This window comes from Neptunomonas japonica JAMM 1380, from assembly GCF_016592555.1.
Lineage (GTDB): Bacteria > Pseudomonadota > Gammaproteobacteria > Pseudomonadales > Balneatricaceae > Neptunomonas > Neptunomonas japonica_A.
Genome location: NZ_AP014546.1, coordinates 3,173,828 through 3,197,972, shown reverse-complemented (window position 1 = coordinate 3,197,972; position 24,145 = coordinate 3,173,828). Strand labels below are relative to the sequence as shown.

Sequence of the window (24,145 nt, the reverse complement as noted above, 5' to 3'; positions counted from 1 at the left end):
CAGACGATTTATGCCTCTTTTGTGCTTTCGACTCGTGCGTGATATTCCATTAGCGCTTCAACTTCTTTGCGCGAACCTAATGAAACAGAAACACGTTCATGAATGTCATCGGGTTCTACATCCATGATGTCGGAGTAGCAGTTAGTCGCTAATCCGCCAGCTTGTTCAATCAGCATGCTCATTGGGTTGCCTTCATACATCAGGCGCAATTTACCCGGTTTCTTCGGTGAGCGAGCGTCCCAAGGGTAAGTGAAGATACCGCCGCGAGTAAGCACGCGGTGAACTTCAGCTACCATGGCAGCAACCCAGCGCATGTTGTAGTTTTTCTCACGCGGGCCATCAGCACCGAGTAGTAGGTCATCCACGTAGTTGCGCATGGCTGGTTCCCAGAAGCGGTGGTTTGACATATTGATAGCAAACTCACGCGTTTCTTCAGGAATCATAACGTTTTCGCGTGTTAGTAAAAAATCACCGGTATGCGACATGGTAAACATGTTAACGCCTTTACCCGTTGTTAATACTAATACTGCGGAAGGGCCATACAAAACATAACCTGCAGCGATCTGTTTACGGCCGCTTTGAAGGTACGGATGTTCAGTGCTGTAGTCTTGGTCTTTTGGTGCTTCAAGAATAGAAAAAATAGTACCAACAGAGACATTGATGTCGATATTTGAAGAGCCATCAAGGGGATCAAAAACGACCAAGAAACGACCGTCTGGGTTGCCGGGTACTGACTCGCTTTCTTCTTCAGAAGCGACGCCTGCTACCAGTGAATGATTAAGCAAGACGGTTTTCATTATCTCATTGGAAATCACGTCCAATTTTTTCTGGGTTTCGCCCTGAACGTTAGTGATATCGGTCGTTCCGAGCACTCCCGCTAATGCACCTTCCCGCAGTTGTAACGCGATCTCTTTGCAGGCGACCATGAGTGTAGCAATCAGGTCCATTAATTGTTCGTCAGTGTCGTTGCGTCTCAGAAACTGGCTCAGCAGTTGCATGGGGGATAATACCTTTGAGTGTGTGAAAAAAAGGGCGAAACAAATTTTGTAGTAATTTTACGTGATTAAGACGGGAAAATCATGTGATGAAGTTCAAAAAATGCTTATAAATCGCGCCCTTTTTTCATAATTGCCGGTATTATTATCTGAATTGTTTTATTGGCTGTTTCTTAGGAGTGACACTTTGCATATTCATGTTCTGGGTATCTGCGGAACCTTTATGGGTTCGTTGGCTATATTGGCACGCGAGTTGGGTTATCGAGTAACGGGTTCTGATGCCAATGTTTACCCCCCCATGAGCACTCAGTTAGAAGCTCAAGGTATCGAGCTAATGGAGGGGTATTCATCGGAGCACCTAAACCCTGAACCTGATTTAGTGATTATCGGTAATGCAATGTCCCGCGGTAATCCCGCTGTAGAATATGTCTTGGATAAAGGCTTACGTTATATTTCTGGGCCGCAGTGGCTATGTGAGCATGTGCTCCAAGAACGCTGGGTACTGGCTATCGCGGGTACGCATGGTAAGACGACTACGTCTTCGATGCTGGCTTGGATTTTAGAATACGCTGGTATGGAGCCGGGTTATTTGATCGGTGGTGTACCGAATAACTTTGAGGTGTCGGCACGCTTGGGTGGCTCTCCTTTCTTTGTTATTGAAGCAGATGAATATGATACTGCTTTTTTTGATAAGCGCTCAAAGTTTGTCCATTATCGCCCCCGCACGTTGGTGCTGAATAATCTTGAATTTGACCACGCTGATATCTTTCCTGATCTAGCCGCTATCCAGCGACAATTTCATCATGTAGTGCGTACTGTTCCTGCTAATGGGCAAGTGATTATTCCGCAACAAAATGAAGCTATTAGAGAAGTAATCGATATGGGCTGCTGGACACCCGTTGTCGGTGCATCGGTGGGTGATGGTGGTGAATGGTCTGCTCAACTGGTTAGCGAAGATGGCAGCACCTTTGATATTTTGCACGAAGGTAAGAATCTTGGTCAAATCTGTTGGGGGATGACAGGGCAACATAATGTTGAAAATGGTTTGATGGCGTTAATTGCGGCTCGCCACGTAGGTGTGCAACCGCATCATGCTATTGAAGCATTATCTGCTTTTGGCGGTGTTAAACGCCGTATGGAAAAACTAGCTGAAATAGCAGGTGTGACTGTTTATGACGACTTTGCTCATCACCCAACAGCGATAGCAACAACGCTACAGGGACTGCGGGCGCAAGTCGGAAGCGATACCATTGTGGCAATTATTGAGCCACGCTCAAACACTATGAGGTTAGGTGCACATCGCGCTGCATTAGCTGATTCAGCAGAAACAGCAGATGAAGTCATTTGGTATCAGCCTAGCGGCTTGGACTGGTCGCTGGATGATATAGTTAATGGTCATGAAGACAAAATGCGTGTAGCAACCAGTATTGAGAATATTATCACCTCTGTAAAAGCTTCTGTTACCCAAGGCACGCATGTAGTGGTGATGAGCAATGGTGGCTTTGAAGGTGTTCATCAGCGTTTGATTAGTGCCTTAGAAGAACGCTTTTCAGAGGGTAATAATCATGGCTGAATTTACACAAAGAATTACATTAGCGATTACCGGTGCATCGGGTGTGCAATATGCGGTGCGTTTAATGGAGTGCTTGGTCGCTGCTGATGTACAAGTATTATTGATGATATCGCGTGCAGCACAAGTGGTGGCAGCAACAGAAACCGAATTGACAATTCCTGGTGCCACCAACGCACAACAAGAATATTTCACTCAGCTGCTTAACGCTAAAGCGGGTCAAATTAAAGTGTTTTCGCGTGAGCAGTGGATGGCACCGGTTGCCTCCGGTTCAGGTGCACCAGCGACAATGATAGTTTGCCCTTGTAGCACTGGGACCTTGTCAGCTATAGCGACAGGTGCGAGTAATAATTTAATTGAGCGTGCGGCTGACGTCGCTTTAAAAGAACGTCGTCAATTGTTGTTAGTACCCCGTGAGGCACCGTACTCTGAAATTCATTTAGAAAACATGCTGAAGTTGACTCGTATGGGTGCGGTAATTTTGCCGGCGAGTCCTGGTTTTTACCATAAACCTGAAACAATCAACGATATGATCGATTTTGTGGTGGCTCGAATCCTCTCCCAAATAGGGGTTGAGCAATCTTTTATGCCGCGTTGGGGCGATGCTTTGCTGCAAAGTGATGAAAATCCGTCGTCGCACGATTAGAATAGGCCCCTTTTGTATAACTGGAGCGGGTTAATGCCTAAAATTCTTGCCTTGGATACCTCTACTGACGCCTGTTCAGTGGCTTTACATGTGGCGGGTGATATTCGTGAGGATTTCAGAGTTATCCCCAGACAGCATACTAAGCAGCTATTACCGATGATCCAAGCGATGCTGGATGATGCCGGCCTTAAAGTAAAAGATCTAGATGCCATTGCTTTTGGACGAGGGCCCGGGTCTTTCGCCGGTATTCGTATTGCTACCGGTGTTGCTCAAGGTTTGGCGTTTTCAGCAGAGCTGAACTTGTTACCTATCTCTACATTGGCTGCTGTTGCACTAGCGCATCATCTTGAAACGGGTGATCAGCAAGTAGTTGCTGCTTTGGATGCGCGCATGGATGAAGTTTATTGGGCTGCATATCGTTTTGAAAATGGGCTCCCTGTTTTGATCGGTGAGGAGCGTGTTGATGCGCCTGTTAATGTTTGTTTGCCTGATGCCAGTGAGTGGGCTGGAGTGGGTTCGGGATGGCGTTATTTGCAAGGCATGTCTGATCAAGTGAAACAATGGGTCACTACGCTAGAAGTAGAGCCACAAGGCGTAGACGTTCAGGATGCTGCTGAGAATATTACTTACCCCACAGCGGCAAATATTGCGCGCTTGGCTATTCAGGATTATCAGGAAGGAAAATCGGTATCGCCAGAACTGGCTTTGCCTGTGTATTTACGCGATAACGTCGCATGGAAAAAAAAGGATCAGCAATAAATGGATTGGGTTCAAACGGTTGTACTTGCGTTAATACAAGGCTTAACAGAATTTTTACCGGTATCAAGCTCTGCCCACCTCATCCTGCCTTCTCAGTTATTGGGTTGGGAAGATCAGGGGTTAGCTTTTGATGTTGGTGTACATATGGGAACACTAGCGGCAGTTATGACCTACTTTCGTCAAGATATTGCCAATATGCTGGTCGCCTTTTTTGCCTCCTTTAAAGGTTCTAAATCGGTTGATGGACGTATCGCTTGGTTTGTTGTTTTTGCAACGATCCCGGCTTTGGTTTTTGGCTTCATGCTAAATGATATTGTCGACCAATATGGCCGCTCTATATTAGTTATTGCCGCTACTACACTAATTTTTGGTGCTCTGTTGTGGTGGGCTGATATCAGCAGGAAAGAGGTTAAACCCCTAGAAGAAATAACGCTACGTGATGCGATTACTATTGGTTTAGCGCAAGCAGTGGCGTTAATTCCGGGGACTTCACGTTCTGGTATCACTATTACAGCAGCACTCATGTTAGGTTTTACACGACAAGCCGCGGCACGTTTCTCATTTTTGATGTCGATTCCTGTGATATTGGCCGCCGGTAGTTATAAAAGTTTGGAGTTATTCCAAACCGCAACAGCGACACAGTGGGAGATGGTAATAGGGGGAGTAATCGTGTCAGCACTGAGTGCCCTGGCGTGTATTCATTACTTCTTAAAACTGCTTGATCGGACCGGCATGTTGCCTTTTGTTATCTACCGCTTGTGCTTAGGTATTTTCTTGCTTGGTGTTTATTTTTATGTGCCTGTAAATGCTTGATTTAGCGGATGGTATTCAAGTCGCTGCCAGTGATAAACCTTTATTCGATCAGGCTGCATTATTGGCTAATAAGCTTGGTTTAGCACCGGCGTTGGTGATCTCTGATATTTCTCGTTGCGCTTATCCTTTGCTGCTTTATGTCACTTATGATGGTGTGAAATTGCAAACGACAGGAAAGAAAGCCCCGGGCCCTGTTTGGGTAGACTTTCTTAGTGGCGCAGTAGCACACCGTAGAAAGTTTGGCGGTGGTGCAGGGCAAATGATAGCCAAAGCTGTGGGAGCTAAAGGGAGTATTCGCCCGACGGTGTTAGATGCGACGGCAGGGCTGGGGCGTGATAGCTTTGTACTAGCAACGTTGGGTTGCCAAGTTTCTATGATAGAACGTTCTCCGATTATCCATACCTTGTTAGAAGATGGGTTGTCGCGCGCGATGGCGGATGATGAAGTCTATGATGTCTGCTCAAAAATGACATTGCTACAGGGTAATTCTATTGAGTTGTTGCACTCGATTGAGCCTCCTCAGGTCGTTTATGTTGATCCTATGTTTCCACATGCAGAAAAGTCCGCATTAGTGAAAAAAGAGATGCGTATTTTTAGAGAGGTTGTCGGTGATGATGAAGACTCTTCTGCTTTGCTAGAGGCTGCGCTAGATGTGGCTTCAGCGCGTGTCGTTGTTAAACGTGCACGCAAAGCGCCACTGATTGAGGGGCGCGCACCTAGCTATCAGTTAGAAGGAAAGTCCAGCCGCTACGATATTTATGCACTGGCTAAGTTAGCATAACAAACTTAACTAAAAGCGGATTACTGTTCCGCGCTTTTTAGCGCGGGTGTAGGTTATGCTCTATTGCACTCACATAGTGTGGATTCAATATTTGAGAGGCCCGTTTTAGTAAGGCTTTACTCTCTATCTGGCAATGAACTTGGTCATCTTTTTCTGCAAAAACGTTTTGCTGAATCAGTGTTTTTATAAAAACATTGAGCACGCGCGCGTCAGCATATTCTGGCGAGTTAAAAGCAAATTTTTGATGCAAGTGAGCTGCAATACGCTGGCTTTCACTTACTAAATCTGTAATTGGCATAACTGTACCGTCAGACAATAAGCGAAAGACAATATAATAGCGTACCAGTATGGGCTCTGCTGTTTGCATGAGAGCAATAGACAGCGGTGTTTCTATAGCACGGATTATGTTGCCTTCGTGCTTAATCAAACCGCGCTTTTCCATACGTAGGCGCAACTGCTTTAATGCTGTTTTTAGTTCTATTGCATCCCACGGTAGGAATAACTCTGCTTTTAAGTAGGGGTAAAGCGTGCTTAGAAGCCGCGGCAGGGTTTGTGGTAGTGGTTTAGGGTAACGCTTAGCTAACAGTAAAAAGACCCCTGGAAGCAGTGTCATATGGTGAAGTTGGTTGCGATAAAACGTCATCTCCTGAGCTTGAGTACTGCTCAGGAATACATGGTCTTCAGCGCGGCTTAGTTGTCGACGTTTGCAGGCTTGCTTTATCCACTTTTTGACAGGACCGTTTGCAGTAGCAATCGGAGGGTTAGGCAATACGTTAAGTAAAGCGATTAGTTCTTCGGCTTGTTCAGTTAATTCATAAATACCGCGCTGTTTCTTTGGGTTGGCGAGCATGAGTGTCGCTAGTATTGCTGTTTGGTTTGCATAGGCTGATTGATTAATACATTGCAGCACCTGTTGGCTGATACGCTGAGTTAACTCAAGCTTTGCATTAGCTGGCGTTTGCTCTGTACTTTCAGGCATTTCCTTGATTGCCTGTTGTAATAGAATAGGCTCACCAAAACTCAGAGCCGCATCGCCGAACTGGTGACGAAATTCCTTTAATGACTTAATGAGTCCTAAAAAGGACTCTTTGCGTTTTTCTCCACCAGATAGTTCTTGTTGATAGCTTTTGCTTTCAACAAGTTTGTCATAACTAATCCAAACCGGTATCAAAGCGACAGGCTTTTCTGGATGGTTTAAGTGATTCTCCAGCGTCATGGCTAGTAAGCCTGTTTTAGCCGGTAACAAGCGTCCTGTACGGCTGCGTCCCCCCTCAATAAAGTATTCTAGAGAGTGGCCTTTATTAGACATGACAGATAAGTAGCTTTGAAATAGCTGGGCGTATAATGGGTCGTCGCGAAAACTGCGACGCATGAAAATAGCACCGCCGCGTTTGAGGATGCTGCCTAAAACAGGGGCGTTTAAGTTATCACCTGCCGCTATGTGAGGAACCATTAATCCATGCCTATATAAGTGTGACGATAGCATGACATAATCCATATGGCTGCGATGGCAAGGAAGGTACACAAGCTGATTTTCAGGTGCACAAAGTTGTATTCGTTCCATACCATTTATATGGATTTTTTTATAGATTTTTTTCCAAAAAATATTCAGTAAAGACGCCAGAATACGCGTGGTTGTTGGGCTGAAATTTGCAGCCATACCTTTGAGTAGAACCTTAGCGTCGTTATTAACCTGCTCGACTGTTTGGTTTTGTTTTAATGCCGTCTGGTAAATAGCTTCTTTGACCGCAGGTTCTCGTAAAATGAGCGTAAATAAAGTGTTACGGTGGGATAGGTTAGGGCCGATAATAGCGAGTCGGCGACGATAAAAATGATGATGAAAAACGCGCATGGCTTTATGAGCAACAACCCCCGCGGGTTGATGAGGTGATTCTTTTTTGAGTTGCCTTAAGGATAGAGCAGGATCAACCTGCATGAGAGTTTGCCGCCCGTTCACTAACAGTTGCATAAAGCGCCCAACAATCCCGGCTTTGCTCCAGCTTTCGGCATACAGTAAGTTTAGGTAGGAGGTTTCTCGTTGTGGCATTCGTCCGTGATAGACAGAGATAGGAACAATTTTGATGTCTTGTTCTGGGTTAAGGAAGCTTAATTTATCAATTTGAGCTTCAATGCGGTTACGTAAATCATCCTGATGATCATGTGCAGCGCATAAAATCTTTTGTTCAGGCAGAGTATTGCCCTGACGACGTAGCTGTTCAATCAGCAATAGCCTATGCGAGTAGCGAGCTGTCTCGATAACAAACAATGTATTAGGTGTGGGCTTTAAATGCTGCCTACCTTCAACTCTCGAGTTTATGATCAGCCGCAATAAGAACCGGCTAATGCGGTTTAATCCTCGCATATTTTCAGGCCTTATCTCTTATTAATAGTGTGGTGGTGGGGCGTCATTAAAGGATATACCTTGATTTTCTTGTCCCACTGTTTTGAGCTGTTGATTAAACGCTGTGATTAATTTTTTGAGTTCAGAAATAGTTTTATCTTGCTGAGCTATTACGTCGTTTAGTTTGTCTAGCGCATCTTCTTGGAAGGCTACTCGGCTTTCAAGTTCGGTTATACGTTCGTCGTGATTCATTACAGTGCCTGTGACATAAAGTTCAATGTATTAAGCATAACGGAGTGGCATAGTGAAAGTAAATTCAGTTGTAAGCCGGTAAGCTATTGAAATTTTGAGTTTTCTTGTGTATACCTTTGCGGTTGCTGCTTTAAATTAAGTATGGGTGGCTAAAATAATAGTAATTATCATGATAAGACAAGAGATAGATACATGAGTGGTAACCAAATAGTTCGTAGTGTAATTGTAAGTATTATTGCAGCAGCGTTGATTCCTGTGCTGCTTAAAGCTGTAGCTGGTGTTGAAGTAGGGTTAACAGGCCCGGTCATCGCAGTAACATTTATTGTGGTTCTAATTAGCAGCTTGATTTCTGCTATGGGTGGAAGTACTTCTTCGGTTCCAGCTCTTGATCAGATTGCTGATGAAGACATGGAAGAGGAAGAAGATGATGAAAATGATGATCGTGAACTGGGAACAGTGAAATGGTTTAATGTTTCCAAGGGCTTTGGATTCATTACGCGCGAAAATGGCGATGATGTTTTTGTTCATTTTCGTAACATTCGTGGGCGTGGGCATCGTTCTTTGAGTGAAGGTCAGCGTGTTCGTTTCAATGCTCGTGAGAGTGATAAAGGTTTGCAAGCGGAAGATGTTTCCGTGATGCGCGGCTAATCACTTCAATAGCGGAAGCCTAGGCTTCCGCTTTCTTTTTCTGCTTTATATATCTTCTGTATATTATTCCGCTTGTTCGATAACTCCCTGTAAACGTTTAATGACTTCCTCAGAACTACAATAACCATCACTAATTCGTATCGCTTGTTGGTCTTTTGCTACTCGTAGTGCAGGAAATCCCGACACATCGAGTTGCTGAGATATCATCATGTGATTTTTTAGCTGCTGGTGGGTGTCTTTTACATCTAGCAGTATTGAAAATTCAGTACTATCAATACCGATTGATGCTGCTAATGTAATCAGTGTTGAGCGGTCTGAAGGGTTCTTTGCTTCTAAGTAATACGCTTGTTGTATCGCTTGAGCCATTGTCGAGGCGCTACCCGGTTGTAATTGCTCGGCAACAATAATGGCTCGGCATGCTCGCCAAGTACTTCTTCTAGGCGTGCAGTGCGTCCAGAAATCGTAATTAAACTGTGTTCCTGTTTTAGCTTCAATCTGATGCCAAATAGAATGGATAGCGCTTTGTTGCTCTAAGGGCATTGTCGCGTCTGAATCGGCCGCAAGGCCTCCCATAACGTATTGAATAGTAAGTGTGGGGAAGTGTTCTTTTATCGCCTGTATTGTTGGCGAAAATGCCCAGCACCAGCTGCACATAGGGTCCATGACATAAAGTAGTTGCATCAGAATAGTTCCGGTTGAGGGAGGGCTTTATCCCAAATACTCTGTACGGGAATATCGGGCCGATGTTTATGAATTTCTCCACTGAAAAAACGAGCGACTTCAGGTGCCTCTTTGTTATCGGGCGTATGAAAAAACAGGTACGGTGTGCGTTCTTCATCTATCCATTGCAGCGTTTTTTTAACCCAAGGCATTAAGTATGCGTAGCCATCGTTGATTTTCAATGGGGTAATGATGCGTACAAAGGGGCTCATTCCTGTTGCAATTGCATGTACGGGCATTCGAGGTTTGGCGCGTAAGGCTTCTTGTGTAATTGCATCCTTACTTGGGTGAGCAAATAAGGCGCGTGTATCGAATGTTATACGATCAATCGTGTGTTGCATGAGTAACTGGTTAAAGCGTTTTTCCGTGTCATCCTTTAAAAAGAATCCCGTATGCCTGACTTCAATACCGTAATTAAAATCTGGGGGTAGGCTTTGAATAAACCGCGATAGTTTATCGAAGTCTTTTGGTGAGAATGAGGCGTTCAGTTGTAACCAGAGTGTGCCTAATTTGTTTTCTAAGGGTGCAACTCTATTAAGAAATTCACTGACTTGCCGATCACAATGTTGAAGCTTTGCATGGTGTGTGATGGTTTGTGGAAATTTAAAGCAAAACTTAAAATGCTGGCCGCTCTGTTGCTTCCAGTTTTCTATGGATGACGTACTGGGAAGGCCATAAAAGCTACTGTTGCCTTCTACGCTCGAGAAATGCTTTGAGTACTCAGGCAGGGCCTGATTAGCGGCACTTTGATCTATGTGCCAATCAGGATGGTGCCATTGAGCTAGGCCAATATAATAGCTTGGAATGTTTTGGGGGTAATCGTTGTGCATACACTTATGGTGTACTGAACAGCTGCTATACTCAAGTAATTGATTATTAATAAATACTCGGAGTGTCTTAGGAGATGGATTTTGCATCACTTATAGGAATCTTGTCCGGACTGGCATTAATTGTTTCAGCCATCTTGATTGGCGGTAATGCGGACATTTTTGTAAATGTGCCCGGCATGATGATTGTTGTCGGTGGAACGATGGCCGCTACCCTATTAACCGTTCAATTTCGTGACGTTATGAACGCTTTTAAGGGAGCGTACATGGTGTTTACTAAAGACAAAACTAATCCTTCTGAAATGATCGACACCATGATTAATTTAAGCAAAATTAGTCATCGACATGGGCTTTTGAAATTAGGTGACGTGAAAACTGACTCTGCGGTATTGCGTCGTGCTTGTGCCTTATTAGCTGAAGCTGCTTCTGAACAGGTGATTCGTAATACATTGCAGAATGAGATTGATTCTCTCATGGCCCGACACTTCTCTGTGCAAGATGTTTTCAAAAAAATGGCAGCTTATGCGCCGGCATTTGGCATGTTAGGAACCTTGATAGGCTTGATTCAAATGCTAAGTGAGCTAGATAATCCAGACACGATTGGTCCTGCCATGGCGGTTGCTTTGTTAACCACGTTTTATGGATCATTATTAGCAACAATGGTTTTTCTGCCTATCGCAGGTAAATTAAAAGCGCGGACTTTATTGGAAGTAACTAACTTAGAAATTATCCGAGAAGGTAGTATTAGCATTTTGACCAATGATCATTATGCACATGTATATGAGCAGCTTTCGTCTTACCTTCCTGAAAGGGTACGTAAACCTATATTTAATCAGAAAAAAACCGCACCTAAAGAGGCTAAAAAGTGAGTGCTCGGCGCGCCATTATTGATGAGGCAGAGCCTAGTTGGATGGTTACTTATGCAGATCTGATGACGCTTTTACTAGTGTTTTTTGTATTGCTCTTTTCTATATCAACGGTAAAGAAAGAGCAGTTTGCATCGACCATTCGCTCTTTTCAATTAGCGATAGGTGATACCGGTGGGAGTCTTATTCCTTTACCGGAAGAGTTGAGAGCGCCAGCCATTGAGATCCCTGATTCATTAGAGCAAAATAATGCAGATCAGATAACGCCACCCATAGTAGTGGTTCAAGAGGTAGAACAAGAAGAGATTAGACTTCCTGAAATGCCAGAGGCTGAAGAGGAAGAAGATCTCTCCTATATGTCGAACAGTTTAAGAGATGTCTTTGCTTCAATGGGCGTTACAGATGCGGTAGATGTGGGAGAGCCGCGTGATGGAAAAATACGTATTAGAGTTAAAGGGTCGGTACTGTTTAAATCTGGAGATGCTGAGTTTAATCGCCAAATGATGCCTATTTTAGATGGTTTATTAGAGAAGCTAGAAAAGAATCCAGAATTTAAGATGGGTATCCAAGGGCATACGGATAACATTCCGATTGAAACGGCCAAGTTTCCCTCTAATTGGGAGCTGTCTGCTATCCGCGCAACTACTGTTTTACGTTACCTAGTGCGGGGCGGAATAGACCCTGAGAGAGTGACAGCAACAGGGTATGGTGATGCGCTGCCTATTGCCCCTAATGAAACAGTAGAACAAAGGGCTGCCAATCGTCGGATTGAGTTTGTCTTAGAAAAGGTGCTTGAGCCATGAAACCTGTAATTGAAATTGATAATGATGACTCAAAGCGTCTTACGTATAGGGTGAAGTTACACCAAGATGACCCTGTAAGTTTGAGTGTTGCTGGCGTTGCTGTGGATATTATTGATATATCAGCAAAAGGCGTTGCGTTTCGCTATCAGGGTGATGCCACAAAAGAGGTCTATCCAATGTTGTTAAGATTTGAGACGGACAAAGTGTATGAAGTGGTATGTAATTTAAAGATCCTTCGTAGAAGTAACCCTGAATATAGTGCTGAGTATATCGATATCGATGAGAAAGATGTCACACGGATCACTGGGCTGGTTATTGAGTGTCAAAAGCGCGACATTCGTCGTGAAAAGTTGTTAGATGCACCGCGTAGAGAAATAACTTGAGATTAATGTTGCACAAGCGAAATAATCACTATAGTATTCGCTCCACAATTTGATGCGGGGTGGAGCAGTATGGTAGCTCGTCGGGCTCATAACCCGAAGGTCGTTGGTTCAAATCCAGCCCCCGCTACCAATTTTGTAGAAGTATATCAAAGAGTTAGTTTTGATCGCTTCGAAATGAAATAAGTAAAGTTGTTGCGGGGTGGAGCAGTATGGTAGCTCGTCGGGCTCATAACCCGAAGGTCGTTGGTTCAAATCCGGCCCCCGCTACCAATCTTAGTTTACTTATTCATTTATAGTGTTGCGGGGTGGAGCAGTATGGTAGCTCGTCGGGCTCATAACCCGAAGGTCGTTGGTTCAAATCCGGCCCCCGCTACCAACACTTCTTATAAGAAGCCAAATCAATATAATTATTGATTTGGATTTTTGCGTTTTATTCCTCTTAAAAGCTATCCCCTATGACTTTGAGATTCTTTATCGGAATCTATACTAAGGATTTTGGATCAAGCAGTGTTGTTAGTTCTTCAAGAGATAACTCTGTTTGTTCTGCAGCAACACTAATAATTGGTCTTCTTTCCTTATAGGCTTGTTTAGCAATTTCTGCGGCTTTTTCATATCCAATAATTGGGTTTAGAGCAGTGGCTAATATAGGGTTGAGCGCTAAGGATTGTGCGAGGCTTTTTTCGTTTACCTTAAATGTAGCGATCGCTTTATCGGCTAACAGAGTACAGGTATTCGATAACAGTTGGATGCTGTTAAGTAGATTGTAAGCAATGAGTGGCAGCATTACGTTTAATTCAAAATTTCCAGATTGACCAGCAATTGTAATACTTGTGTCATTACCTATGACTTGTGCGGCTACCATTGCGGTTGATTCAGGAATAACCGGGTTTACTTTGCCTGGCATAATAGAGGATCCCGGTTGCAGCGTTTCTAGCTCTATTTCGCCCAGTCCAGCTAAGGGACCTGAGTTCATCCAGCGTAGATCGTTTGCTATTTTCATTAAAGACACCGCTGTCGTTTTTAGCTGACCTGATAGCGCTACTGCCGTGTCTTGCGAGCTAATGTAAGAAAAGACGTTATCTGCAGGGACAAATAACACGCCTGTAGCTGCGCTTAGTTCTTTACAGAAGAGTTTTGCAAAGTCAGGGTGGGCGTTAACGCCTGTGCCTACCGCTGTCCCGCCTTGTGCTAGTCGCTGTAGATTGGGTTGTAGTTGTTTAATGTTTTCTATGTTGATCAGGATTTGTGCAGCCCAGGCGTTCAGGCTCTGGCTAAGCCTTATCGGCATTGCATCCATTAAATGAGTACGCCCTGTTTTTATAATGTGATTTACCGAGTTGGCTTTTTGTTGAAGGGCCTCAGTGAGGTGATAAAGGGCGGGCAGTAACTGTTCTGATAGAGCAACAGCGGCACTAATATGGATAGTAGAAGGGATACTGTCATTGCTGCTTTGGCCAAGGTTCACATGATCGTTAGGGTGAATGGGTAAGTTTGATTGCTGCATTGCTAGCGTTGCAATGACTTCATTGGCGTTCATATTGGTGCTAGTGCCTGAGCCTGTTTGAAAGATGTCTAATGGAAAGTGTTGCATCAGATTTTTATCAGCTAATAGAGTATCTACTGCTTGGTGAATGGCTTTTCCTATCTCTTGGGGTAACACTTGGAGTAAGGCGTTTACAGTAGCGGCGGTGGCTTTCGATTGTAGCAGGGCTCGTATGAATGCTTCGGGCATTGTTTGCCCGCTAACAGGGAAGTTGTTGATAGCGCGTTGTGTTTGTGCCCCATATAGTGCATGTTTGGGTAGAGGTATATCACCCAAGCTGTCACGTTCAATTCGTTTTTTATGTTGATCAAGCATGATTTTTCTCCTGTGTCCGAGTGCTGTTTTTCAGGAGTGTAAAAGGTACTAATAATTATTAGATTACTTGCCTCTTTGATAGTTTCGTACTTTGAATTAATGAGATTTATAGGCCGCTATATACTCCTTCAGAGGAATAAACAGTTCAGCTTTGCTGTGACAAAATAGGGGTATCTTTTTATGGAGGTACTTACAATGTTTAAGGGCAATGTGTCAGGAGAATTTACCAAACTGCTTGAGGCTGCCAAGCAGCAGGATCAGCCTCAACGACTGCTTATGCTTTTTGCTCGTGCTGAAGGTGATGAGGAAAAGGCAAGCAATGGATCTCATGAGACAGGTACGGTTACTCCATTAATGTGTGTTGATAAGTTACCAGAAGAAATTGATAGCTTTGAAGCTCTTGTAAAAGAAGCAGATGCGATTGAGAGTAATTGGAGTTTTGTACTAATTGCAGGTTTAGGTGGTATTGATGGTGAAGCGCCCCCAACTGAGGCGGCTGATCAGTATCTAAATCAAATGGCGAACGATTTGATGATGGGGCAGGACTTGTCGGGTTACACTATTCTTGATCGCCAGCAAAGTCCGGTAATCTTACAGGCTAACTAATTTTTTAATGGTTTTTCTATCCCGTTTGGCTATCTAGTTTGTAAAAGAGGTAGTCATTCTTTTATTTCTACCTTCTGTATATATTAATATACTGTTAAGGACGCTCTTTCTTGTTTTATTCATCTATACTTTATTTTAAATATTGTTAGGTGTTTCTACAGTGCATAAAAGCTGCTTGTTTTTTGAACAGATTTTTCCTCGTTTGAGAATAGCTTTTTCTCTTTTAATATTGCTTATGTGTAGTGTTTGCAATGCTGCGAGCCCACCCGCAGAAGACGCTATCGTCTTGCAGTTGAAGTGGAAGCATCAATTTCAATTTGCGGGCTTTTACGCGGCTCTCAAAGAGGGGTATTTCGCAGACGAGGGCTTGAATGTCACTATTCGAGAAGTTGATAAGCATAGAAGTGCGACAGAAGTAGTGCTCAGTGGTGACGCGCAGTTTGGTATCACTGATTCTAGTGTTGTATTAGCGCGATTAGAAGGACAGCCTTTGGTCGTGGTTGCGGCTATTTTTCAGCACTCACCTATGGTTTTGTTGGCGTTAGATTCCTCAGAAATTTTTAGCCCTTTAGAGTTAAAAAATAAACGTGTCATGTATCAACGAAATACAGATGATGCGGCCTTGTTGGCGATGTTTACCAAACTGGGTTTAACAGAATATGACCATACACATGTGGCGCATAATTTTCGTGATGACGTGCTGGTTAGTGGTAATGTGGATGCAATGTCGGCTTATGCCACAGACCAACCTTACATATATCAAGAGAAACATATCCCCGTTAATATTATTGCACCGATTGATTACGGTATAGATTTTTATGGAGATATGCTTTTTGTAGAAGAGGGTTTTCTGAGAAAGAATAAAGAAAAAGTACTTGCGTTTCGTCGTGCTAGTTTAAAGGGGTGGAAGTATGCCATTGATCATCAACAAGTAATGGTTGAGTGGATACTAGCGAACTTGAACACAGATAAAACTAGAGCGCATTTACTTTATGAAGCTAAGAAAACAGTGCGCTTAATTCAGCCAAAAACTATTGATTTAGGTTCGTTTAATGCGAACAAATTTCTTGGTATTGCCGAAATATATAAGCAATTGGGTTTTGCCCCGTTAACGGGTGAAATAGCAGGGATAGATTATCAAGAGTATTATGCTGAAAAGCCAAGGTACCTTGTTTTGCTTTTTAATATTGCGTTGTTAGTGGTGCTCTTTTGGGTATGCTTAATGCATTATAAGTGGCTAAGAAAAGAGATTGTAATGCGCCAGTTGGCGTTGAGAAAAACTCCTTTTTTAGCAAAGCATTATTAAGCTGCTCTTGATGTATGTTTTTAGCATTTAGCCTTGCAACCAAAGAGCAGCCATTAAAAACATGGATGTTATAAACCAGACTAGCGACATCATCTGCCATAAAATAACGCTTTGGGTTTTCTTTTCTACCTCTTTTGGCAATAAAAACTCAGGGTTAGGATGGGTAGCATCCTGTAAAAACTGCTCAATAGTGTCATACCTATCTTCTGATTTTATAGACACTCCCTTCATTAACGCGCGATCAAACCATAGCGGTAATACAGGGTTATAGCGTTCGGAAGGGATATATTTCAATTTCTCAAGTTGCTGAGGTGTTTCACATCGCTCGAGCCCTTCTCCGTAGGGTAAATGGTGAGTAAATATTTCGTAAGTAATGCAGGCTAAAGAAAAAAGATCTCCTTTTATGCCCGTATTCTGTCCTAATCTGAGTAATGGATCAGAGTAATTAACGGTACCAAGCACACGGTCTCTTTCTATGGGGATGAAAATCTCGTTGATGCCAGAAACATAGACAGAACCGAAATCGACTAGCGTAATATGATGGTCTGAGGAAATCATGATGTTGCTGGGTTTTAAGTCTTGGTGCAACGTTTCGCGTTGATGAAAGGCTTGTAGCCCTTTTGCTATCTGTTTTATCAGTTTGATTGCTTCTGAGGGTTTAGGGTATGGGTTATCTTCGATCCATTGTTCTAATGAGACACCTTCAACTTTCTCCATTAAATAGTAGAGGAACGTCTTTGGGCGATTAGCATTACAGACTTTAACTACATACGGACTATCAATACGGCTGCCAACCCACTCCTCCATAATGAAACGCTCAATATAAGCAGGGTCGTCATTAAAGTTTTGTGAAGGTGTTTTCATTATTCGTTGTTTACCGTTAAGAGGGTCCTTAACGATATAGAGCTGGCTGCGACTACTAGCGTAGAGCTCAGAAATGACTTCGTAATCATCTATGCGCATGCCAGGTTCTAGGTCTGGAGGGAAAGGTAGTTCAGTTAGTTTATCTGTTAAGTCATCAACACTTTCTCGGATGATTTGGTCAACACGTATTAATTGGCAGCTTATGTTATCGGTGCTGCCTTTTTCGTAAGACTGACTGACTAATTGCTCACATGCCGAGTCTAGAGATTTACTTTCATAGATGAGTGCTTGTATCTCTTGTGGCGACAAAGTGTCATGAACACCGTCAGTACTAAGAAAGAAAATATCATTAGGCTCTATCGAAATTGTCCGATAATCAATGTCTAAATGCGTATCCATGCCCATGGCGCGGGCTAAGCAGCTGGTACTTTGGCTTAATGGAGTCGTATGATCAGTGGTTAAGCACTCCATGTGGTCATCGCGAATACGATAAATACGGCTGTCGCCTATATGGAATATATGTGCAGTATGTGACTTGATGACTAAAACTGAAAATGTACAAACATAACCGCGGGTGCTGCTAAGGTATTCATGACTACGGGAGTAAAGTGCACGGTTAATAGAAGTGAGTACTTTTTGTGCAGATTTTTTTACTGTCCAGATATCGGGAGTATCGAAATAGTCATTTATAAATTCACGTACACAGTGCTCGGCGGCCTCTGCGCCAGCTTCAGCAGTGCTGACGCCATCAGCAATCATTCCGCAGGCACCTTTCGTCGTGAGTAGATTACCGACAGGCATAAAAAAGCCCAGACAATCCTCATTACGGGCCTTTCGTCCGGTAATGCTTTGCTGGGCAGTCGATAATCTAATTTCACTGTTAAGGTGCATAATGGATCCTTATCGCAGAACCTGAATAAACGGTTTAGCTTGTATTACGCAATATAAAAGAGAGCCCGAAGGCTCTCTGAATAAAGTGACTTATTCAACGTCGATCAGCTGAACTGTGCCATCGGGTAATATTTCAGCCATCTGTCCTGAAGGCTCATCCATAAATTGGACGAACAAGAAGGCTACAGCGGCAGATGCACCAATCACCAAAAAGAATGTTGAGTAGTCTACAAACGATAGCACTGTTAAGTAACAAACTGCACCGACGTTACCGTATGCGCCTGCCATACCTGCAATTTGTCCAGTCATTCGACGCTGAATTAGAGGTACTGCTGCAAATACGGCACCTTCACCTGCTTGTACGAAGAAAGAGCAGCCCATTGTGGCAATAACGGCAACAGGGATGAACCAGTTAGCGTCAATTTGGCTGAGTACAAAATATCCTACAGCTAGGCCGGCAATGAATATGGACAGCGCTTTACGGCGACCATATTTATCGCTGAAGTGGCCGCCTGTCGGACGAGCAACTAAATTCATAAAGGCGAAACCTGATGCAAGTAACCCTGCTTGGACTGCGCTTAGACCTTCAAATGTATCGAGGAAGAATAGCGGAAGCATTGAAACAACGGCCAACTCAGATCCGAAAGTAACGAAATAAGCTATGTCCAGTACAGCAACTTGTTTGAACTTATAACGCTGAATTTCAGGAACACCATGTTTCAGGTTTTCTTCGTTTACATGATAGATGGCTCGCACTTGAACGACGAACAATGTTGCAAGTACTGCATAGATGCCATATGTGCCTATCTCGTTTAATAAACCTAGATTTGAAGGTGACAGTTTCCATGTCAGTACGGCAAGTGCTAAATACATAGGAACATTCATTAGCAGGTAAAAATAGAAATCACCTTTGCTAGTAACTTCAAGACCACCGTGTTTTTTGGGTTTGAAGTAAGTAGATCCTTTTGGTGTATCACGTGCAATTTTTCGATAAATGAGACCGTATACAAAAGCTAACACGCCTGTCATTCCAAGCGCATAGCGCCAGCCATCTTCACCGCCGAACATAAGTGCAAGAGAGGGGAGGCTCATAGCTGCTGCTGCAGAACCAAAGTTACCCCAACCACCATAAATCCCTTCAGCAATCCCTACTTGCTTGGCAGGAAACCACTCAGAGACCATACGGATACCGATAACAAAACCAGCACCGATGAAACCGCTAAGAAAACGTAGTATTGCTAGTTGCTCATAAGTTTGTGCTGAAGCGAACCCAACGCAAATTATACCCCCCACCATCAATAGCATACTGTAAATAGTACGAGGGCCGTATTTATCTACTAAAGTGCCAATGACAATGCGGGAAGGGATGGTTAGCGCAACGTTAAGAATTAACAGTGCTTTGACTTCAGGGGTAGTAAGGTCAAAAGCTTCTTTGATTATAGCCATTAGGGGAGCATGGCTAAACCAGACCATGAAGGTCAGGAAAAATGCAAACCAAGTGATATGCAAAGTTTTTATCTTTGGATCACTAAAGTTTAGTAATTGGATTTTGTCATTGGACATTGGGCTACTCCTGTAGCGGGTAAGGTCGTCGCTACGTTTTTGAAGGCATCGTTTGAATCGTTGTGTTTATCTTTTGGGTAAATTCAGTTATCTGAGCGAGTCTTCAGCAGATAACGTGTTATCCATATAAGGTAAAAATAGGGGAGTTTTGAGGAGGGCGTGTTGATATGAATCAAGGCTTATGTCGGTGTTGTAAATAGAGATTTGAGCTTGTACCTATTAAGAGGTATTTGTTTTTTCGTATTAAGTTATTGAATTATATGAGTTGTTTTTTGTTTTTTTTCTTTGCTAAAAAACAGGTAGCTGCCGATTCATAGGAGGTAGCTAGTTTGTGCAGTAAAAAAACTTGCCTCAATATTTAAATTATATTTGTTTTTATTGCTTCTCTAATGTCTTAATAAGGACATTAATTTGGGTAATTAACATACTTCGCTGCTGGTGAAGCTCAGCTAAACGATCGCATGCTAACGTGCTATTTCCATTACTAACGAGTTCGATTAATTCAGTACTCAGTACGCATGTTGCATCATATAGAGGTGCTATATTTTGAAACTCTTCTAAGGTGCCATAACGAGCAAATCCACTACTGCGGTACCAACGTCTAAATTGGCCATGGTTGTTGATTTTTCTTGGATGAGGAGAGCTTGGGTTCTTCGTGAATGTTTCTAGAGAGTCCAGCCAGTTGATATGGCTTTGCATGGCCACTTTAAGGCTTAGGTTAGTATCTTTTCCAACAGGTTTGCTAATGGCTAGCCAGGGTTTTGTCTCTTGCCATTGTGATGTCCAACTAGGAATGCTCTCAGCTGGCATTGGGCGTGCTATGCCATATCCCTGGGCTTGTTGACAGCCTAGCTGTACGAGCATAGCCCCTAGTTCTAACGTTTCAACTCCTTCCGCAATGACGGGACGATTAAAGGTTTGAGCGAGTCGTAGGATACTTTCAACAATATCTAAATCATTGGGGTCATCTAGCATGTCCCTTACAAAGCTTTGATCAATTTTAAGAATATCTACAGGTAAGCGTTGAAAATAAGTCAGTGATGAATAACCCGTTCCAAAGTCATCTAAGGCAAACCGGACGCCCATATTACGGCATTGTGCCAGTACATTATTTGCTTGATCTAAATCGTTGAGAGTGCTTGTTTCAAGAATTTCTAATTCTAAATCTTCATGGCGAACTGCAGGGTAGCGGTTTAACATCTCTCTTAAACGTTCAGAGAAACCTTCTTTTAATAAATGGTTAGCGCTTAGGTTTGCGCTAACTTGAAAAAATAGCCCTGCCTTGTTCCACTTTACGATCTGTTTTATGACAGATTCTATTACCCATTCACCTATATCAATTTCTAGGTCGTGCCCATCAATGAGGTCTAAAAATGCAGCAGGAGGAAGAATGCCTTTCACAGGGTGCTGCCAACGGATTAACGCTTCAGCACCTATCACCTTACCACTTACTAAGTTTACTTTGGGTTGATAATAGAGAATGAATTCATCATTTCTCAGTGCTTTTTCAATATTTTTAAGTTTAGAGCGTCGAGCTTGAACTTCTAAATCTAGCTCTGGATCAAAGAGGTGATAGCGATTTTTTCCAGCATCCTTTGCTCTATACATAGCTTGGTCGGCGTGTCTCAAGAGTGTATCGGCATCTGCTGTATCTTCAGGGAATATTGTGACGCCGATACTCGCAGAAATACTAACAGTATTACTCTCAACCTTGATGGGTTCGCTGATAGATTTTAATACTCTTTGTAGGGCGACATCTATTTCTTCAGGCTTTTCTATCTCGGCAAATAAGATAACAAACTCATCTCCACCTAGGCGCGCTAAGGTATCTTCTCCTCGCAATATTTTTAGTAGCCGTTTAGTTATTTCTATGAGTAGTAAGTCTCCAGCGGCGTGCCCATATTGATCATTAACAGGCTTAAACCCATCTAGGTCTAAATAACATACGGCAATAGATCGGTTGCTACGTTTTGATCTTTCGATTGTCTGAACGAGGCGGTCTCCTAAGAGACGACGGTTAGGGATACTGGTCAATGGATCGTAATGAGCACTACGGTGTAGCTCCGCTTCGTGTATTTTTAAGCGACTAATGTCAGAAAAAACAGCGACATGTTGGCTAATATCTCCGTTTTCTTTATGGACGGTGTCTATTGACAGACGTTCAGCGTAAATCTCACCTGACTTTTTCTTGTTCCAAATTTCGCCTTGCCAAGAGCCTGTTTCACTAAGCGTGCTCTTCATTTGAGCATAGAATTCTGGAGGTTGCCTGCCTGAAGCCAGCAAGCTTGGATCTTTACCGATAACGTCGTTATAGCTATAACCTGTAATGCGAGAAAACGCTGGATTTACGTCAATGATGAGATTGTTTTCATCTGTGACCATAATGCCTTCTTGGCTATTAGTAAAAACACTGGCGGCTTGACGCTGTCTGGTTTCTGATTTTTTCCGCTCTGTGATATCGGTACTAACGCCGATAAAATGCTGTAAGTGTCCATTGTTATCATAAAACGCAGTTATAGTTGTTTGAACATCATAAAGGTGGCCATTTTTACACCGATTCTGTAGTTCTCCCCGCCATACTCCTTTTGCATGAATACATTTCCACATCTCTTGGTAAAAACTATTGTCCTGCAATCCGGAAGAGAGTATCCGAGGGTTTTGGCCAATAACCTCTTCAGGTCGGTAGCCTGTTATCTGGTGAAAAGCTGGGTTGACAGAAATAATATTGGCATTGATATCTGTAATTACGATGGAATCAGCACTACTACCAAAAACGGTCGCATTAATCCGTTGAAGTCGCTCTGAGTTATCTCGCTCACGTTCAATTTGTAACTGGCGTCGATAAAATACAATGATGAGTCCTGCTAATGTGAAAGCGATAGCAATAATGACACCAAGAAATGTCTTGGCTTCAGCTTTCCAGCTTTGCATTGCGCGTTGACGATCAATGCGGGTTATGACTAAAAATGGGTAGAGGCGGGATGCTCTAAAGGAGCTAAAGGCTGGCTTGTTATTTTCAAGTGCCGGCGTTAAAAACTGGCCTGATTCAGCTGCCTCTAGTGATAATGGGTATTCGATCTTTTGATATAAAGAACCTATTTTGGCAGAGGCATCGGTACTCATCAGTAAGGTGCCATCATAGCGAATAATATCGACAATACCGCTTTCGTTATCGAGAACTTGGGATATATGGTTAATAAAGAAATCAGGATTGATGGCTATGAGTAATGTGACTTTTCTTGTCTCAAAGGAGAGCGTATGTACCACCGGTATAAAGTTTAACTGTTCTGATCGGGTGGGTTTTTGGTGAGAAGTTGAGGTTCCGCTTATAAAATCTCGGCCAGCCCACGGCATTCCAATGCTTAGAATATCTTGTTCGCTTGTAAGGTTGGGTAAAAAAGCATCTGTATTGATGATAACGCCAACATTTGCTCGGTTAGAGCTCACAATGATACGGTTTTGCTCGTTCAAAAGTGAAATTGAGCGTTGCGCAGGGTTGTTTTTAAGCGTTGCCCGCAGAGATCTTTCTATATTGAAAAAATTCTTTTTCCTGCTGTCCATATTAGCGATATTGGTTGTGGCTAATTCGGCTAAACGCAAATTTTGGGTGAGAAAGTCTTCAAAACTTCGAGTGTGCATCGTTGATACTTCTTGCATCCCGGCAGCTGTTTCTTCACGTAGTCTCCATAAGGAATACCAAGTAATGACAATAATTACCGTCACGAAAAATACAACCGCAGTGATATATGCGTTACGCAACTGCTTGGATTGCGAGTTCATGGTAAGAGGATGCTTGATAATTTGTGATGTTTAGCAGACAGCATTAACCGACCATCTTGTTTAATGTCCCTCATGAAGCTTTCAACACGTTCATACCAGATGTCATCCCCGTGTTTCATCGCATATGCATAGGATGTTCTATGGTAGTTGGCGGGGGGGGATATCAGCTTAGCCCAATCATCGGTCTCTAAAAAGCGTCGGCTATATGGATAATCAGTCATAAAAACATCCGCCCTGCCTGAACGAACCTCTAACTCACGGGCAAAAGGCTGGTTGAGTATTAATAGCTTTGCAGACTTTAGGGATTTCTTCATGAAAAATTCGTGCAAGGATCCCTTACTGACAGCCACGACTGAGGAAGGTTGGTCTATATCGTGCCAATTTTGTAAACGTGGATTACTTTTGGATGTGATCGCATAAATATCACTGCTCAGGTGAGGCTGGCTAAAACGCAGCTTTTCTTTTCGGTGAGGAGTGATACCAATAGCGAACATGGCAATATCACATCGGTCATGCGCAATATCTTCTGTTACTTTTGAAAAAGAGCTGTTTACAAATTGTACTGATGCCCCCAAGTCTTTACCGAGTTCGTTGGCCATATCAAAATCAAGGCCCGAAAGCTGTAGTGTTTTCGGGTTTCGGTAAGTGATGTTGTAATACTCTGGCCAAATACAAACGCGAATCATCTTCTGAGCAGTGATCTTTGTTAACCGGCTTGTATCACTGTTTTCGGATGCTGACGCCTGAAAAGAAAAGCCAAAGATTACTAGCAATAAAGAGCATAGTAATCGCATCGCAGTCTCTTTTTTTCCCTTTTTTTGACCAAACAGCCAATGTTGGATAAAAGTATAGACTAGCTATTAGCATGTGCGT

General features: G+C 43.0%; 21 protein-coding genes and 3 tRNA genes. 14 read left to right on the top strand and 10 right to left on the bottom strand.

Annotated features, from left to right (window positions below; all coding sequences use genetic code 11):
• Positions 1-8: 8 nt before the first annotated feature.
• Positions 9-998 (bottom strand): class 1 fructose-bisphosphatase, encoded by a 990-nt coding sequence (locus NEJAP_RS14940; RefSeq protein WP_201347986.1) that lies wholly within the window; start codon positions 996-998, stop codon positions 9-11.
• A gap of 184 nt (positions 999-1,182) precedes the next feature.
• On the opposite strand from NEJAP_RS14940, the gene mpl reads away from it, so the two are divergent.
• From mpl to NEJAP_RS14915, 5 genes are read left to right on the top strand one after another with little or no spacing between them, the layout of a single operon-like run.
• Positions 1,183-2,568 carry a UDP-N-acetylmuramate:L-alanyl-gamma-D-glutamyl-meso-diaminopimelate ligase gene (gene mpl / locus NEJAP_RS14935; RefSeq protein ID WP_201347985.1) on the top strand — a complete coding sequence of 462 codons (1,386 nt, stop codon included), beginning with the start codon at positions 1,183-1,185 and terminating at the stop codon, positions 2,566-2,568.
• Positions 2,561-3,211, top strand: coding sequence for a flavin prenyltransferase UbiX (locus tag NEJAP_RS14930; RefSeq protein ID WP_201347984.1), 651 nt, complete (start codon positions 2,561-2,563; stop codon positions 3,209-3,211). The genes mpl and NEJAP_RS14930 overlap by 8 nt, the downstream gene beginning before the upstream one ends.
• 33 nt (positions 3,212-3,244) lie before the next feature.
• Positions 3,245-3,970, top strand: coding sequence for a tRNA (adenosine(37)-N6)-threonylcarbamoyltransferase complex dimerization subunit type 1 TsaB (tsaB, locus tag NEJAP_RS14925; protein ID WP_201347983.1), 726 nt, complete (start codon positions 3,245-3,247; stop codon positions 3,968-3,970).
• Complete coding sequence (locus tag NEJAP_RS14920; protein ID WP_201347982.1) at positions 3,971-4,783, top strand: undecaprenyl-diphosphate phosphatase; 813 nt, start codon at positions 3,971-3,973, stop codon at positions 4,781-4,783.
• Positions 4,776-5,564, top strand: coding sequence for a class I SAM-dependent methyltransferase (locus NEJAP_RS14915; protein ID WP_201347981.1), 789 nt, complete (start codon positions 4,776-4,778; stop codon positions 5,562-5,564). Before NEJAP_RS14920 ends, NEJAP_RS14915 begins: the two co-directional genes overlap by 8 nt.
• Before the next feature lie 37 nt (positions 5,565-5,601).
• Here NEJAP_RS14915 and plsB read toward each other — a convergent pair whose 3' ends face one another.
• Both plsB and NEJAP_RS14905 read right to left on the bottom strand, forming a co-directional pair.
• Positions 5,602-7,926, bottom strand: coding sequence for a glycerol-3-phosphate 1-O-acyltransferase PlsB (gene plsB / locus NEJAP_RS14910; protein WP_201347980.1), 2,325 nt, complete (start codon positions 7,924-7,926; stop codon positions 5,602-5,604).
• A 21-nt stretch (positions 7,927-7,947) separates the two neighbouring features.
• Positions 7,948-8,157 carry a SlyX family protein gene (locus NEJAP_RS14905; protein WP_201347979.1) on the bottom strand — a complete coding sequence of 70 codons (210 nt, stop codon included), beginning with the start codon at positions 8,155-8,157 and terminating at the stop codon, positions 7,948-7,950.
• Positions 8,158-8,349: 192 nt separating this feature from the next.
• Between NEJAP_RS14905 and NEJAP_RS19500 the strand changes: the two genes are divergently transcribed.
• On the top strand, positions 8,350-8,805 hold the full coding sequence (locus NEJAP_RS19500) for a cold-shock protein (RefSeq protein ID WP_201347978.1): 456 nt from the start codon (positions 8,350-8,352) through the stop codon (positions 8,803-8,805).
• A 63-nt stretch (positions 8,806-8,868) separates the two neighbouring features.
• On the opposite strand, the gene NEJAP_RS14895 is transcribed toward NEJAP_RS19500, so the two are convergent.
• Entirely contained in the window at positions 8,869-9,486 is a 618-nt protein-coding gene (locus NEJAP_RS14895; RefSeq protein WP_201347977.1) for a DsbA family protein, read from the bottom strand.
• Entirely contained in the window at positions 9,486-10,355 is an 870-nt protein-coding gene (locus NEJAP_RS14890; protein WP_201347976.1) for a DUF72 domain-containing protein, read from the bottom strand. Before NEJAP_RS14890 ends, NEJAP_RS14895 begins: the two co-directional genes overlap by 1 nt.
• Before the next feature lie 74 nt (positions 10,356-10,429).
• On the opposite strand from NEJAP_RS14890, the gene NEJAP_RS14885 reads away from it, so the two are divergent.
• From NEJAP_RS14885 to NEJAP_RS14860, 6 genes are all read left to right on the top strand, one after another.
• A complete protein-coding gene (locus NEJAP_RS14885) occupies positions 10,430-11,221 on the top strand; it encodes a motility protein A (protein ID WP_201347975.1) in 792 nt (263 codons plus the stop codon).
• Positions 11,218-12,021 (top strand): flagellar motor protein MotB, encoded by an 804-nt coding sequence (locus NEJAP_RS14880; RefSeq protein ID WP_201347974.1) that lies wholly within the window; start codon positions 11,218-11,220, stop codon positions 12,019-12,021. The genes NEJAP_RS14885 and NEJAP_RS14880 overlap by 4 nt, the downstream gene beginning before the upstream one ends.
• Positions 12,018-12,404, top strand: coding sequence for a PilZ domain-containing protein (locus NEJAP_RS14875; protein WP_201347973.1), 387 nt, complete (start codon positions 12,018-12,020; stop codon positions 12,402-12,404). The genes NEJAP_RS14880 and NEJAP_RS14875 overlap by 4 nt, the downstream gene beginning before the upstream one ends.
• 53 nt (positions 12,405-12,457) lie before the next feature.
• A tRNA-Met gene (locus NEJAP_RS14870) sits at positions 12,458-12,534 on the top strand.
• 63 nt (positions 12,535-12,597) lie between these two features.
• A tRNA-Met gene (locus NEJAP_RS14865) sits at positions 12,598-12,674 on the top strand.
• 29 nt (positions 12,675-12,703) lie between these two features.
• Positions 12,704-12,780: transfer RNA gene (locus tag NEJAP_RS14860), tRNA-Met, on the top strand.
• Between the two features lie 105 nt (positions 12,781-12,885).
• Here the strand turns inward: NEJAP_RS14860 and NEJAP_RS14855 are convergent.
• Positions 12,886-14,262: a class II fumarate hydratase gene (locus tag NEJAP_RS14855; RefSeq protein ID WP_201347972.1), complete on the bottom strand. Its 1,377-nt coding sequence runs from the start codon at positions 14,260-14,262 to the stop codon at positions 12,886-12,888.
• Positions 14,263-14,442: 180 nt separating this feature from the next.
• On the opposite strand from NEJAP_RS14855, the gene NEJAP_RS14850 reads away from it, so the two are divergent.
• Both NEJAP_RS14850 and NEJAP_RS14845 read left to right on the top strand, forming a co-directional pair.
• Positions 14,443-14,868, top strand: a complete 426-nt coding sequence (locus tag NEJAP_RS14850; protein ID WP_236590948.1) for a ribonucleotide reductase subunit alpha — start codon at positions 14,443-14,445, stop codon at positions 14,866-14,868.
• 160 nt (positions 14,869-15,028) lie between these two features.
• Positions 15,029-16,174 carry an ABC transporter substrate-binding protein gene (locus NEJAP_RS14845; RefSeq protein ID WP_201347971.1) on the top strand — a complete coding sequence of 382 codons (1,146 nt, stop codon included), beginning with the start codon at positions 15,029-15,031 and terminating at the stop codon, positions 16,172-16,174.
• Positions 16,175-16,201: 27 nt separating this feature from the next.
• Here the strand turns inward: NEJAP_RS14845 and NEJAP_RS14840 are convergent, their stop codons facing one another.
• The 4 genes from NEJAP_RS14840 to NEJAP_RS14825 all read right to left on the bottom strand — a co-directional run bounded on the left by NEJAP_RS14840 (position 16,202) and on the right by NEJAP_RS14825 (position 24,066).
• The gene (locus tag NEJAP_RS14840) at positions 16,202-17,929 is read right to left on the bottom strand and encodes a bifunctional protein-serine/threonine kinase/phosphatase (protein WP_201347970.1); all 1,728 of its coding nucleotides are present in this window, start codon (positions 17,927-17,929) and stop codon (positions 16,202-16,204) included.
• A 90-nt stretch (positions 17,930-18,019) separates the two neighbouring features.
• Positions 18,020-19,492: a NarK family nitrate/nitrite MFS transporter gene (locus NEJAP_RS14835; RefSeq protein WP_201347969.1), complete on the bottom strand. Its 1,473-nt coding sequence runs from the start codon at positions 19,490-19,492 to the stop codon at positions 18,020-18,022.
• Positions 19,493-19,867: 375 nt separating this feature from the next.
• Complete coding sequence (locus NEJAP_RS14830) at positions 19,868-23,272, bottom strand: EAL domain-containing protein (protein WP_201347968.1); 3,405 nt, start codon at positions 23,270-23,272, stop codon at positions 19,868-19,870.
• Positions 23,269-24,066 (bottom strand): ABC transporter substrate-binding protein, encoded by a 798-nt coding sequence (locus NEJAP_RS14825; RefSeq protein ID WP_201347967.1) that lies wholly within the window; start codon positions 24,064-24,066, stop codon positions 23,269-23,271. Before NEJAP_RS14825 ends, NEJAP_RS14830 begins: the two co-directional genes overlap by 4 nt.
• Positions 24,067-24,145 lie beyond the last annotated feature (79 nt).

What these genes read in the sequence shown, in the direction of transcription:
- NEJAP_RS14940 (WP_201347986.1), bottom strand. Translation starts at nt 998, where the DNA reads ATGCAACTGCTGAGCCAGTTTCTGAGACGCAACGACACTGACGAACAA.
- NEJAP_RS14930 (WP_201347984.1), top strand. Translation starts at nt 2,561, where the DNA reads ATGGCTGAATTTACACAAAGAATTACATTAGCGATTACCGGTGCATCG.
- tsaB (WP_201347983.1), top strand. Translation starts at nt 3,245, where the DNA reads ATGCCTAAAATTCTTGCCTTGGATACCTCTACTGACGCCTGTTCAGTG.
- NEJAP_RS14920 (WP_201347982.1), top strand. Translation starts at nt 3,971, where the DNA reads ATGGATTGGGTTCAAACGGTTGTACTTGCGTTAATACAAGGCTTAACA.
- NEJAP_RS14915 (WP_201347981.1), top strand. Translation starts at nt 4,776, where the DNA reads ATGCTTGATTTAGCGGATGGTATTCAAGTCGCTGCCAGTGATAAACCT.
- plsB (WP_201347980.1), bottom strand. Translation starts at nt 7,926, where the DNA reads ATGCGAGGATTAAACCGCATTAGCCGGTTCTTATTGCGGCTGATCATA.
- NEJAP_RS14905 (WP_201347979.1), bottom strand. Translation starts at nt 8,157, where the DNA reads ATGAATCACGACGAACGTATAACCGAACTTGAAAGCCGAGTAGCCTTC.
- NEJAP_RS19500 (WP_201347978.1), top strand. Translation starts at nt 8,350, where the DNA reads ATGAGTGGTAACCAAATAGTTCGTAGTGTAATTGTAAGTATTATTGCA.
- NEJAP_RS14895 (WP_201347977.1), bottom strand. Translation starts at nt 9,486, where the DNA reads ATGCAACTACTTTATGTCATGGACCCTATGTGCAGCTGGTGCTGGGCA.
- NEJAP_RS14890 (WP_201347976.1), bottom strand. Translation starts at nt 10,355, where the DNA reads ATGCACAACGATTACCCCCAAAACATTCCAAGCTATTATATTGGCCTA.
- NEJAP_RS14885 (WP_201347975.1), top strand. Translation starts at nt 10,430, where the DNA reads ATGGATTTTGCATCACTTATAGGAATCTTGTCCGGACTGGCATTAATT.
- NEJAP_RS14875 (WP_201347973.1), top strand. Translation starts at nt 12,018, where the DNA reads ATGAAACCTGTAATTGAAATTGATAATGATGACTCAAAGCGTCTTACG.
- NEJAP_RS14855 (WP_201347972.1), bottom strand. Translation starts at nt 14,262, where the DNA reads ATGCTTGATCAACATAAAAAACGAATTGAACGTGACAGCTTGGGTGAT.
- NEJAP_RS14850 (WP_236590948.1), top strand. Translation starts at nt 14,443, where the DNA reads ATGGAGGTACTTACAATGTTTAAGGGCAATGTGTCAGGAGAATTTACC.
- NEJAP_RS14840 (WP_201347970.1), bottom strand. Translation starts at nt 17,929, where the DNA reads ATGCACCTTAACAGTGAAATTAGATTATCGACTGCCCAGCAAAGCATT.
- NEJAP_RS14835 (WP_201347969.1), bottom strand. Translation starts at nt 19,492, where the DNA reads ATGTCCAATGACAAAATCCAATTACTAAACTTTAGTGATCCAAAGATA.
- NEJAP_RS14830 (WP_201347968.1), bottom strand. Translation starts at nt 23,272, where the DNA reads ATGAACTCGCAATCCAAGCAGTTGCGTAACGCATATATCACTGCGGTT.
- NEJAP_RS14825 (WP_201347967.1), bottom strand. Translation starts at nt 24,066, where the DNA reads ATGCGATTACTATGCTCTTTATTGCTAGTAATCTTTGGCTTTTCTTTT.